Annotated in this window: 7 protein-coding genes; all 7 read left to right on the forward strand. The window is 67.3% G+C overall.

Features of this window, described 5'->3' with window-relative positions:
* The first annotated feature begins 311 nt into the window (after positions 1-311).
* On the forward strand, positions 312-2,969 hold the full coding sequence (locus PC358_RS07370; RefSeq protein WP_033698558.1) for a LuxR C-terminal-related transcriptional regulator: 2,658 nt from the start codon (positions 312-314) through the stop codon (positions 2,967-2,969).
* A 109-nt stretch (positions 2,970-3,078) separates the two neighbouring features.
* Positions 3,079-4,866, forward strand: coding sequence for an acyl-CoA dehydrogenase C-terminal domain-containing protein (locus tag PC358_RS07375; protein WP_033698559.1), 1,788 nt, complete (start codon positions 3,079-3,081; stop codon positions 4,864-4,866).
* An 84-nt stretch (positions 4,867-4,950) separates the two neighbouring features.
* On the forward strand, positions 4,951-7,050 hold the full coding sequence (locus PC358_RS07380; RefSeq protein WP_033698560.1) for a 3-hydroxyacyl-CoA dehydrogenase NAD-binding domain-containing protein: 2,100 nt from the start codon (positions 4,951-4,953) through the stop codon (positions 7,048-7,050).
* A 33-nt stretch (positions 7,051-7,083) separates the two neighbouring features.
* Positions 7,084-8,268, forward strand: a complete 1,185-nt coding sequence (locus tag PC358_RS07385) for an acetyl-CoA C-acyltransferase (protein WP_033698562.1) — start codon at positions 7,084-7,086, stop codon at positions 8,266-8,268.
* Between the two features lie 53 nt (positions 8,269-8,321).
* Positions 8,322-9,095, forward strand: coding sequence for an SDR family NAD(P)-dependent oxidoreductase (locus PC358_RS07390; protein WP_033698563.1), 774 nt, complete (start codon positions 8,322-8,324; stop codon positions 9,093-9,095).
* Positions 9,096-9,107: 12 nt separating this feature from the next.
* The gene (locus PC358_RS07395) at positions 9,108-10,691 is read left to right on the forward strand and encodes a sigma-54-dependent Fis family transcriptional regulator (protein WP_033698565.1); all 1,584 of its coding nucleotides are present in this window, start codon (positions 9,108-9,110) and stop codon (positions 10,689-10,691) included.
* A 118-nt stretch (positions 10,692-10,809) separates the two neighbouring features.
* Positions 10,810-12,315: a MocR-like pyridoxine biosynthesis transcription factor PdxR gene (gene pdxR, locus PC358_RS07400; RefSeq protein ID WP_033698566.1), complete on the forward strand. Its 1,506-nt coding sequence runs from the start codon at positions 10,810-10,812 to the stop codon at positions 12,313-12,315.
* Positions 12,316-12,375: the final 60 nt, after the last annotated feature.

A 12,375-nucleotide genomic window follows, 5' to 3' on the forward strand; every position in this document is an offset into this window, starting at 1 on the left:
CAATTATTCCTGAGGCATTTGCGCGCGGCCCCTGGGTGCCTGTCTCAATATCGCGTCGTACAAACAAGGCGTTCGCGCGCCAATGCCACAGACCTCACTGGCCCGAAACAAATGTAGGAGCGGCCTTGCGTCGCGATGCGCCGCGCGGGCGGCGCTCGATTTACGCCCCACCTCAACACCTGAGCCAAGCGCCTTGCAGCCCCCTGATCCCCCGACTACACCCCGCCCCCCCAACCAACAACCAAAATTCCCACGCACCAAGCGCCCCCTCGGCTAGGATGTCTGGCTGACCCGACGGAGCACTGCTTGCCATGCACCTTCCCGCGCTCAAACCGAACCAGCTGCGCCCGCCCGCAGATCCCCCCAAGGGCCTACTGCGCATACGGTTGCTCGACCAGCTGACCAGTGCGCTGGACGACGGCGCTGTCATCCTCCTGCAAGCGCCCTTGGGCTATGGCAAAAGCACATTGCTTGGCCAGTTCGCCCGCCGCCTGGCAGGCCCCTTCGCCTGGCTGCGACTGACCCGTGCCGAGAACCAGCCCCTGGCCCTGCTGCTGCACCTGCACGCAGCGCTGCAGTTGCCCGCGCAAGCGCGCGACACGCCCCAGGGCGAACTGCTGTGGAGCCAGATCCTGGCCGACCTCGAAGCCCGCCAGGCACCCGTGACCTTACTGATCGACGACTTGCACCTGCTCAACGCCGCCCAGGCCTGGCACTACCTCGACACCCTGCTGCACGACCCGCCCGCGGCACTGCGCCTGATTGCCGCCAGCGAAGGCCCACCGCCACTGCCGCTGGCCCACCTGCGCCGTAACGGTCGGCTGGTGCTGCTGAGCGCCCGTGAACTGGCCCTGGACAGCGAAGAGACCCGGCAATTGGCACTGGCCCGCGATGTCAGGCTGGGCAGCGATGCGCTGTACCAACTGCGCGCTGGCAGCGAGGGCTGGCCCAGTGGCGTGCTGTTCTGGTTCGAGGCCTACCGCGAGGCACTGCACAGTACCGGCCAGCCACCCGCCGACCTGCGCCCGATCACCCGCCAGGCCTATGCCCATGCCCGGCAGTTTCTTGAAGAAGAACGCCTGCGCCACTTGCCCACGGCGCTACGCAGCTTTCTCGAACATACCGCCGTGGCCCAGGTGTTCGATGCAGGCCTCGCTCGCGAACTGGCCGCCGACACCGATGTCGCGGCCGCGCTGCGCCAGTTGCAGCGCCTGGACCTGATCATCGAAGTGCCGCACGCCAGCCACGCCGAATACCGCTACCACCCTGCCCTGCGCAACAGCCTCTACCAGCGCCTCGAACAACGCGACCCGCAGCGCCTGCGCCTGCTGCATCGCCAGGCGGCAAACTGGCTGCTGGTGCAGCGGCGCTACACCGAGGCGATCTACCAGTTCGGCCGGGCCAGAGACCTGGATGCCGTGCTCGGCATCGTCGACCGGCATGGCTTCGAGCTGTTGCGCGAGGGCAAGGTCAACACCCTGGTCGATGTACTCGACGAAGTGGCCGGCCATGCCGGCAACGACAGCTTCACCCTGGCGGTGACCGAAGCCTCCACGGTGATGGTCACCAACGATATCGCCCAGGCGTGCCAATGCCTTCGCCAGCTGTACGCCCTGCAGCGTCGCCAGGCAGTGCCGCGGCACCCCGAGCGGGTACAGCAGACGGTGATGTTCCTGCGCAGCCGCCTGGCCTACCTGGGCGGCAACCTGGCGCACGGCCTGGCCCTTGCGGCGCGGGCACTGCAGCAGTTGGGGCAACACAACGCGGCGCGTTCGGTGCTGTATTTCGACCGGGCCAACTGCCTGGCGGCCCTGGGTCAACTGCAACCGGCCCACGCCGAAGCCAGCCGTGCCCTGGTCGAGTTGCAGGGCTTCGGCCTGAGCGGCTACACCAACTTGCTGCAACTGCTGCTGGGCCAGATCGAGCTGGCCCAAGGTGCCAGCGAAGCGGCCTGGGCGCGCCTGCAGAACATGGCCGAACTGCCCGCCGCCGGCAGCTCGGGGCGCTTCTACGAACTGTTCCGGCACTTGGGTAAAGGGCTGGCGCTGCTGCAGGCCAACCAGCTGACCCAGGCGCGCCACGCCTTGGCCCAGGCCGAAGTGCTGGCCCTGGGTTTCCCGCACAGCGCCGCGCTGCCCTGGGTGTTCCACCACCAGGCCTGCCTGCACTGGGCGCTGGGCGAGACCAGCCAGGCCAAGGCGCGCTGGGCCGAAGTGCGGCGCCTGGCCCTGCAGTACCGCTTGTTCACCCTGTATCGCCAGGCCGGGGCCTGGCTGGCGCGCCTGGCGCTGCGCGACAACGACCCGGACTACCTGCCTGGCTGGCTCGACCAGTGGCACTGGTGCAACCGCCAGTATGACCAGCAGCTGCTGCCGGAGGAGTGGCTGGCCTATGCCTGGGTGCAGCGCCACCTGGGGCAGCGGGACAAGGCGCGGCAGATCCTGGCAACACTGCAGGCTCAGGCCCAGGCCCAGCTGAACCGCCGGCTGTTGCTCGACACCCTGTTGCTCGACGCGGCCCTGCACCAGGACCGCGGCGCCCACGACGACGCCCTGCACAGCCTGGAACAAGCATTGCAACTGGCGTGTCAGCACGGTTTCGGGCAACTGTTGCAGTACGAGGGCGACGCCTTCCTCGAAGCCTTGCGCCAACTGCTGCTGCCGCAGGTTCGCGAACGCCTGGCCCTGGCCGCCCCGGCACCGCCACGCGAACGCCTCAACAGCCTGTTCCGCCCGTTGCTGGCCGGCCGAGAGCACGCCGACAGCGCGTTGATCGTGCCATTGTCACGCCGTGAGCTGGAGGTGCTGCAACGCATGGCACGTGGGCAGAGCAACGGGCAGATCGCCGAAGCGATGTTCATCAGCCTGAGCACGGTCAAGACCCACATCAACAACCTGTTCCGCAAACTCGACGTGGTCGACCGCGACAGCGCCTTGTGCTCGGCACGCGAACTGCAACTGCTGAACTGACTCCACCCCGTGCAACGCCGATTCCACCCCCCATTCCACCGGGGGGGTGGACGCGGCACCCAGGCCTGCCTGCTACAACATGCCGAATCCACCCAGCCAGGAGTCCGGCATGCCCAGCTACAAAGCCCCGTTGCGCGATATCACCTTCGTTGCCCAGGAACTGCTCGACCTGAGCAGCCACTATCAACAGCTGGCCGGCTGCGAAGCCCCCGACGCGGCCACCTTCGCCGCCATCGTCGAGGAAGGCGCCAAGTTCGCCGAACAGGTACTGGCGCCGCTCAACGCCGTCGGCGACCAGCACGGTTGCCAATGGCAGGATGGCAAGGTCAGCACCCCGCCGGGCTTCGCCGATGCCTTCAAGCGTTTCGCCGCCAATGGCTGGCTGGGCCTGGACAAGGACCCCGCCTACGGCGGCCAGGGCCTGCCGCCTTCGCTGGGCTTCGTCAACCACGAAATGGTCTGCAGCGCCAACCACGCCTGGGGCATGTACGGCAACCTCACCGGTGGCGCCATCAGCACCCTCAGCGAGCATGCCGACGCGGCGCTGCGCCAGCGTTTATTGCCGCCGATGATTGCCGGCCGCTGGAGCGGCACCATGTGCCTGACCGAGGCCCACTGCGGCTCGGACCTCGGCCTGCTGCGCACCAGCGCCCGGCCCGAGGCCGACGGCAGCTACCGCATCAACGGCAGCAAGATCTTCATCTCGGCGGGTGAGCACGACCTGACGGAAAACATCGTGCACCTGGTGCTGGCACGCATCGAAGGCGCGCCAGCGGGGGTCAAAGGCATTTCGCTGTTCGCCGTGCCCAAGCGCCAGGTGGATGAAGCCGGTAACTTGGGCCAACCCAACGGCGTCAGCTGCGGCGCCATCGAGCACAAGATGGGCATCCACGGCAACGCCACCTGCGTGCTCAATTTCGATGGCGCCACCGGTTACCTGCTGGGCGAGGCCAACCGTGGCCTGAACGCCATGTTCACCTACATCAACGAGTCGCGGCTGGCCGTATCACAACAAGCCCAGGCCCACGCTGAAGCTTCGTTCCAGGGTGCCCTGACGTATGCCCGCGACCGCCTGCAGATGCGCACCACACCGCGCCTGCGGGCCGACCAGCCGGCCGACCCGATCATCGGCCACGCCGATGTACGGCGCATGTTGCTGACCCAGAAGGCCTACGCCGAAGGCGGTCGCATGCTCGCCTACACCTGTGCCAAAGGCGTCGACCTGCTGCACCACGGCGCCACCCCGGGCGTGCGCCAGGCGGCAGCACGCCGGTTGGCCCTGCTCACGCCGATTGCCAAGGGCTTCCTGACCGAGACCGGCAACGAGGCGGCGCAGCTGGGCATCCAGGTATTCGGCGGCCACGGTTTCATCCGCGAATGGGGCATGGAGCAGATCGCCCGCGATGTGCGCATCACCGCGATCTACGAAGGCACCAACACCATCCAGGGCATCGACCTGCTGACCCGCAAGGTACTGGCCGATGGCGGCGAGGCCTTGTCCGAACTGCTGGCTGAAATCGAAACCTTCATCCACACCACTTCGGCGTCGGCCGACCTCGCCCAGGCTTTGCACGACCGTGTGATCGCCTGGCGCGAGGTCAGCGAGTGGCTGCGCGACGCCAGCGCCACGGATGCCAACCTGGTTGGTGCCAGCGCGTACGACTACCTGATGCTCTGCGGCTACACCTTGATTGGCTACTTGTGGTTGCGTGCCGCCTGCGTCGCCGAACAGGCACTGGCGGCCGGCAGCGAGGACGTCGCGTTCTACCAGGGCAAACGCGAGACCGCGCGCTTCTACCTGCAGCGCCTGCTGCCCAGGGCAAGCCTGCACGAAACGCTGATCCGCACCGGCAGTGACAACCTGATGCGCATCAGCGACAGCGCCTTCGCCCGCTGACCCTGCACGGCAGCGGTTTTTCCGGTGGTGGCCAAGGCTCCGGGCCACCACCTGTTTTTCCAGGACACTCACAAGAAGGTTCCCATGCAACTGATCGACTACCGTCGCGACAACCAACTGGCCCTGATCGGCCTGTGCAACGCCCCGGTCAATGCCCTCGGCCACGGCCTGCGCCAGGCGCTGATGCAGGCTTGCACACGGGCCGCCGCCGACCCTGAAGTGAAGGCCATTATCCTGCATGGGCACCACCTGCCGTTCAGTGCCGGCGCCGACATCAGCGAATTCGGCAGCCCACGCACCTGGCAGCAACCCGCCCTGCCCCAACTGCTGGATGAACTGGCCCGCTTCAGCAAACCGCTGATCGCCGCGCTCGACGGTGTGGCCCTGGGTGGCGGCCTGGAACTGGCCCTGGCCTGCAGACACCGGGTCGCCAGCGCCACTGCCCGCCTGGGCTTGCCGGAGGTGCGCCTGGGCCTGCTGCCCGGTGCCGGGGGTACCCAGCGCCTGCCACGGCTGATCGGCGTGGCACCCGCCCTGGCACTGATGCTCGGCGGCGAGCCGATCGATGCCCGCCAGGGCCTGACGTTGGGCCTGGTGGACCAGCTGGTAGAGCCCGGCCACGACCTGCTCGAACAGGCCTGCGCCTTTGCCCGCAGGCAGCTCGCGCACCCCGCCCCTGCGCTCACGCCTGCGCCGCTGTCACAGGGCCTGGCCGATGACTTCTTCGACACGCACGCGGCGCAACTGGCTGCACGCAAACCCGGCCAACGGGCACCGCTGCGGGTGCTGGCAGCGCTGCGCGCGGCCTGCGAGCTGCCCTTGGCCGAGGGCCTGGCACGCGAGCAAGCACTGTTCCGCGAAGCCCTGCAAGACCCCCAGGCCACGGCATTGCGTCACCAGTTCTTCGCCGAACGCGAGGCTTTGCGGGTGCCGGGTATCGACGCTGCCACCGCGCTGCGCAGCATCGCTCAGGTCGCCGTGATCGGCGCCGGCACCATGGGCGCCGGCATCGCCATGAACTTCATCAACGCGGGCCTGCCGGTGCGCCTGCTGGAGCTCAAGCCCGAGGCGCTGGACCGTGGCCTGGCGCAGATCCGCAAACACTACGAAAGCAGCATCACCCGCGGCAAGCTGACCCCCGCGCAACTCGAACAGCGCATGAGCCTGTTGCAAGGCACCCTCGACTATGCCGACCTGGCTGACGCTGACCTGGTGATCGAGGCAGTATTCGAGGACCTGTCGATCAAGCAGTCGGTGTTTCGCACCCTCGACCGGGTGTGCAAGCCCGGCGCGATCCTGGCCAGCAACACCTCGACCCTGGATGTCGACCGCATCGCCGCCAGCACCCGCCGCCCGCAAGACGTGGTCGGCCTGCACTTCTTCAGCCCGGCCCATGTGATGCGCCTGCTCGAAGTGGTACGTGGCCGGGCCACGGCGCCCGACGTACTGGCCACCACGCTGAAAATCGCCAAGCGCATCGGCAAGCTGCCGGTGGTGTCTGGCGTGTGCTTCGGCTTCATCGGCAACCGCATGCTCGAACCCTACGCCCGCGAAGCCCATCGCCTGGTGCTCGAAGGCGCCTCGCCGGCCCAGGTGGACAAGGTGCTCACCGACCTGGGCCTGGCCATGGGGGTATTCGCCATGTACGACCTGGCCGGCATCGATGTGGGCTACCTGGTGCGGCAGGCGCGGCGCAACGAACTGGCCCACGATCCGAGCTACTTCCGCCTGGCCGACGAACTCTACAGCCTGGGCCGCCATGGCCAGAAGAGCGGGCGCGGGTTCTACCGCTACGAAGGCCGCGAGCGCATCGAAGACCCCGAGGTGGTGCAGATCGCAGCGCGACTGGCCGGCAAGCTGGGCATCAACCGGCGCAGCATCAGTGACGCAGAAATCCACGACCGCTGCCTGTTCACGCTGATCAACGAAGGCCTGCAACTGCTCGACGAAGGCATTGCCTTGCGCAGTGGCGACATCGACCTGGTCTGGACCAACGGCTACGGCTTCCCTGCCTGGCGTGGCGGCCCGCTGCACTATGCCCGCGACCTGGGCCTGGACAACGTGCTGGCAGGCATTGAGCAACTGCGCGAGCGCCTCGGTGCCTATGGCCAACTGTGGTTGCAGCCAGCGCCCTTGCTACGGCGCCTGGCCGGCAGCGGCAAGCTGCGCGTGCAAGGCCACTGAGCTGCAAAAAACCTCGCCAACAAGGAAACCCTGATGAAAGAAGCCGTCATTCTCTCGACCGCCCGCACCCCGATTGGCAAGGCCTTTCGCGGTGCCCTCAACAACCTGCGCTCACCCAGCCTGGCCGCCCATGCCATCAAGGCTGCCGTTGCCCGCGCCGGCATCGCCGCCGACGAAGTGGAAGACCTGGTGATGGGCACCGCGATGCCCTCTGGCACCGCCGGCTGGAACCTGGGCCGCATGAGCGCGCTGGCGGCCGGCCTGCCGGTTTCGGTGAGTGGCCAGACCCTGGACCGGCAATGCGCCTCCGGGCTGATGGCGATTGCCACCGCCGCCAAGCAGATCATTGTCGATGGCATGCACGTTACCGTCGGCGCCGGCCAGGAAAACATCAGCGCGGTGCAGGTGCGCAACCTCGAATGGGCCTTGGCCGAGCAAGACAACGCGGTTATCCAACAGGTACCGCACGCCTACATGCCGATGCTGCACACCGCCGAGCATGTTGCCCAACGCTACGGTATCAGCCGTGCTGCGCAGGATGCCTACGCCCTGCAATCGCAGTTGCGCACTGCCGCCGCCCAGCAAGCCGGGCTGTTCGAGGCCGAGATCGTGCCAGTGACCGCCCAGCAGAGGATCAAGGACAGGCACACCGGCGAAGTCAGCTACCGCCAGGTGACCCTGACGCAAGATGAAGGCAACCGCCCGCAGACTCGCCTTGACGACCTGGCAGGCTTGCAGCCGGTGGTCGAGGGCGGCTGTATCACCGCTGGCAATGCCAGCCAGCTGTCCGACGGTGCCAGCGCCTGCGTGCTGATGGATGCGCGCCTGGCCGAACAGCGCAACCTCAGGCCGCTGGGCCTCTATCGGGGCATCGCCGTGGCCGGCCTGGCACCGGAAGAGATGGGCATCGGCCCGGTGTATGCGGTGCCGCGCCTGCTCAAGCAACACGGGCTGAAGGTCGCCGACATCGGCCTGTGGGAGCTGAACGAAGCCTTTGCCTGCCAGGTGCTGTACTGCCGCGACAAACTGGGCATCGACCCGGCGCGCCTGAACGTCAACGGTGGGGCCATCGCCATCGGTCACCCCTATGGCATGAGCGGCGCGCGGATGGTCGGGCATGCCCTGCTCGAAGGCAAACGGCGCGGGGTGCGCTATGTGGTGGTGACCCTGTGCGTAGGCGGCGGCATGGGTGCGGCCGGCCTGTTCGAAGTGCTGTGAAGAAGCCCCAGCCGTCCACAAGTCCCAGCTTGATCATCGAACAAGGAGAAACCATGCTAGCTACCCCCTTTACCCTGGCCGGCAAGACCGTGCTGGTGACCGGTGCCTCCAGCGGCCTGGGTGCCCACTTCGCGCGCCTGGCCCAGGCCGCAGGCGCCCGCGTGGTGCTGGCGGCGCGCCGGGCCGAGCGCTTGCAGGCGCTGGTCGAACAACTTCAAGCCCAAGGCGGAGAAGCGTTGGCCGTGGTGCTCGATGTCACCCGGCGCGACAGTGTCGAACAGGCGTTCGACCAGGCCGAGGCGCGTTTTGCCGTGGTCGATGTGGTCATCAACAACGCCGGCATCGGCGACCCTGGGCGCTTCCTCGAACTGAGCGGGCAGGACTGGCAGCACATGCTCTCGACCAACCTCGACGGCGTGTTTCATGTGGCGCAATGCGCCAGCCAGCGCCTGGTGAAGGCCGGCCGCGCCGGGAGCATCATCAACATCGCCTCGATCCTGGGCCTGCGTGTTGGCACCGGCCTGAGCCACTACTGCACGGCCAAGGCCGGTGTGGTGCAGTTGACCAAGGCCATGGCGCTGGAGCTGGCCCGCCACCGGATCCGGGTCAATGCCATCGCCCCGGGTTACTTCAAGACCGAAATGAACGAGGCCTACTTCGACAGTGAGGCCGGCCAGGGCTACATCAAGGATCACGTGCCGATGCGGCGTCTGGGCCAATTGAGCGAGCTGGACGGGCCTGTGCTGTTACTGGCCAGTGACGCCGGTGGCTTCATGACCGGCAGTGTCCTGGCCGTGGATGGCGGGCACCTGGTCAACCCGTTATAGCAAGGAGCCTGCATGCCCGTTGCCGCCTACCTGCCACGCGTGGTCGCGCTGGTCACCCACTTGCGCCAACCACCGGCCCCCAGCCGCATGGCGCGCCTGATCGAACAGGTCAGCGCCGACTACCGCCAGCAGGCCCATATCGAGGTGATCGAAACCACCCTGGCCGAACTGCTGCCGCTGGCGCGCGACCTGGACCGCCACCAGCGGGCAGACATCATTTTGTGTTCCGGTGCCGTCGCCGAGTACTTGCGCCAGCACCTGACGACCAAGGTGCTGGCCCTGCACCCAGGCCAATGCGACCTGGCCCGCGCCCTCACCCTGGCCCGCCGCCGCGCCAAGCGGGTCGGCGTGCTCAACTTTGGCCAGCACCCCGGCCCGGCCACCCTGCCGCCACTGTTCGACCTGCGGGTTCAGCAACACACCTATACCAGCCTGGAACAAGCCCGGGCGCAGGTCGAGCGCCTGGTGCAGGACGGCGTCGAAGTCATCATCGGTTCGCCTACGGTCTGCCAGCTGGCTGATGCGGCCGGCGCCGAAGGCGTGCTCGCCCTGGACAGCGACAGCCTGCGCCAGGCCTTCGACCGCCTGCGCGCGCGGTCCCGGCGCGCGCGCAAGCCGCCCACCCCACAGCCGTTCACCACCCGCTATCGTTTCGATCAGTTGCTCGGCGACGCCCCGGCGTTTCGCGCGACCGTGCAGTTGGCGCAGCGCTACGCCACCAGCAACGCCACGGTGCTGATCACCGGTGAAAGCGGCACCGGCAAGGAATGGCTGGCGCAGAGCCTGCACCACGCCAGCGCCCGCCAGCCGGGGCCGTTCGTGGCCATCAACTGCGCGGCCTTGCCTGAGTCGTTGCTCGAAAGCGAGCTGTTTGGCCATGAAGATGGCGCGTTCACCGGCTCGCGCAAGGGTGGCAAGCCTGGCCTGATCGAGCTGGCCCACGGTGGCACGCTGTTCCTCGACGAAGTCGGCGACATGCCCGTGGCCCTGCAAACCCGCCTGCTGCGCGTGCTGCAGGAGCGCGAGGTGCTGCGCCTGGGCGCCTGTGAGCCGACACCGGTGGATATCCGCGTGATTGCCGCCACCCATTGCGACTTGCCTGCGCGCATCGCCAGCGGGCAGTTTCGCGCCGACCTGTTCTACCGGCTGAACATCCTGCGCCTGGTGGTGCCGCCCCTGCGTGAGCGGGTTCAAGACATCCTGCCGCTGTTCGAAGCGCTGCTCGCCCGGCACGGCACAACACGGCTTGGCGCACCGCAGTTGCAGCCGCTGCTGCCCATGCTGCTGCGCCACAGCTGGCCGGGCAACATCCGTGAGCTGGACAACATTGCCGAGCGCGCCGCCCTGTGTGCCCCCGCCCTGGAGGGCGCCGATGGCATCGCCCTGGCCAGCCTGTTCCCGGAGTTTTTCCAACAGCCGCAGGCCCCCACCCAGCCACTGACCTTCAACGACAACCTGCGCAGCCTGGGCAAGGCCGCCGAGGCGGCGCATGCCCGGCGTACGCTGGCCAGCTACGACGGCAACATGGAGCAAGCCGCACGTAGCCTGGGCGTCAGCCGCAGCACCCTGTGGCGGCGGCTGCGGGCGCAGCCCTGAGCGGCGAGCACAGCCATGCTCAGCTTACGGATGACTTATCGCGTAACGCCCGATACCCTTGGCTTCTGCAGGCCTGAGGGTTTCAGGCTCAATTACTTCCCCCGCAGACGAACATGCCATGAAAACTGCCGCAGGTTTGCTGCTGTCGGCCATCGAGCTGGACCGCGCCAGCCCCCTTCCCCTGTACCGCCAACTGTACCTGCAGATTCGCAAGCAGATACTCAACGGCAGGATGCAGGGCGGCGTCCGCCTGCCCTCGACCCGCACGTTGAGCCACGAGTTGGGGCTGTCGCGAATCACCATTCTCAACGCGTTCGATCAGTTGATTGCCGAAGGTTTCCTGGCCTCGCGCACCGGCGCCGGCACCTATGTCGGCAGCGAGTGGGAGAGCCGGGGCGGCCAGGCCGAGCAACAGCAGCCGCCACCGCGCCTGTCCGACCTGAGCCAGTCGATGCTGTCCCTGCGTAGCGACCATTTTCGCGGCATTTCGTACGCCGATTGGGACCCCGCCACACCGACGTCTTTCCTGCCCAGCCACAGCACCTATGAAGCGTTCCCCCAGGCGGTCTGGCGACGCCTGATGAACCAGCACCTGCTCAAACCCACCAAGGCGATGCTGGGGTACGGCGAGTTGCAAGGCTTGCACGCCCTGCGCAGCGCGATCGCCGAGTACGTGTTCGATGCCCGTGGCATTGACTGCGAGGCCGGGCAGGTGGTGATCGTGTCCGGCGCGCAGCAAGCGTTCAACCTGCTGGGCATGCTGTTGCTCAACCCTCAGGACAACGTGTGGATGGAAGACCCGGGGCACATCGCCGCGCGCATTGCGTTGCAGGCGCAAGGGGCACGGGTGACGGCGTTGCGTGTCGACCCAGACGGGATCGATGTCGAACAAGGGCTGAGCGAGTGCCCTGAGGCGCGGCTGGTGTTTTGCACACCCTCGCGCCAGCACCCGCTGGGCGTCACCTTGAGCTATGCGCGGCGCCAGGCACTGATCGACTGGGCCGCACAGCAACAGAGCTGGATCATCGAAGACGATTGCGACAGCGAGTTGCGCTACAGCGGCCGCCTGCTGCCCGCGCTGTACGCACTGGACCAGATGGCCCGGGTGATCTATGTCGGCACCTTCAGCAAAGTGCTGTTTCCATCACTCAGGCTGGGCTACGTGATTCTGCCGCCGGCGCTGGTCGAGCCCTTCTGCACCCTGCGTGCAGTCATGGACCGCAGCCCGCCGACGCTGCTGCAGGCAACCACCGCAGACTTCATGGCCCAAGGTCACTTCATTGGCCACATCCGCCGCATACGCGGCCTGTACAAGGCGCGCCAGCAGGCGTTGATCGAACAACTTGAACTGCAGGTTGGCGGCTTCTTCACCCTCACCCCGGCCGATGCCGGCATGCACCTGATCGCCTGGTTGCCCACCCACCTCAGCGACGCAGACATCGCCCGGCAACTGGCCGAGCATGGCATCCACACCTACCCCTTGAGCGACTACAGCATCGCCCATGCGCAACCGCCGGCGCTGCTGATCGGCTTTGCCGGCACGCCTGAAAACCAGGCCGCGACGCGGGTCGAGGCGCTGGCCCGGGCCCTGCGCGCACTGGGGTATCTGCCCGGCAGCGCTTGAGGCCGGGCAAGTGGTCCTATCGATTGATGGATAATGGATCTATCGAACGTTCCTGACTGG

The sequence above is a fragment of the Pseudomonas capeferrum genome, assembly GCF_000731675.1.
GTDB classification, from domain to species: domain Bacteria; phylum Pseudomonadota; class Gammaproteobacteria; order Pseudomonadales; family Pseudomonadaceae; genus Aquipseudomonas; species Aquipseudomonas capeferrum.

What these genes read in the sequence shown, in the direction of transcription:
- PC358_RS07370 (WP_033698558.1), top strand. Translation starts at nt 312, where the DNA reads ATGCACCTTCCCGCGCTCAAACCGAACCAGCTGCGCCCGCCCGCAGAT.
- PC358_RS07375 (WP_033698559.1), top strand. Translation starts at nt 3,079, where the DNA reads ATGCCCAGCTACAAAGCCCCGTTGCGCGATATCACCTTCGTTGCCCAG.
- PC358_RS07380 (WP_033698560.1), top strand. Translation starts at nt 4,951, where the DNA reads ATGCAACTGATCGACTACCGTCGCGACAACCAACTGGCCCTGATCGGC.
- PC358_RS07385 (WP_033698562.1), top strand. Translation starts at nt 7,084, where the DNA reads ATGAAAGAAGCCGTCATTCTCTCGACCGCCCGCACCCCGATTGGCAAG.
- PC358_RS07390 (WP_033698563.1), top strand. Translation starts at nt 8,322, where the DNA reads ATGCTAGCTACCCCCTTTACCCTGGCCGGCAAGACCGTGCTGGTGACC.
- PC358_RS07395 (WP_033698565.1), top strand. Translation starts at nt 9,108, where the DNA reads ATGCCCGTTGCCGCCTACCTGCCACGCGTGGTCGCGCTGGTCACCCAC.
- pdxR (WP_033698566.1), top strand. Translation starts at nt 10,810, where the DNA reads ATGAAAACTGCCGCAGGTTTGCTGCTGTCGGCCATCGAGCTGGACCGC.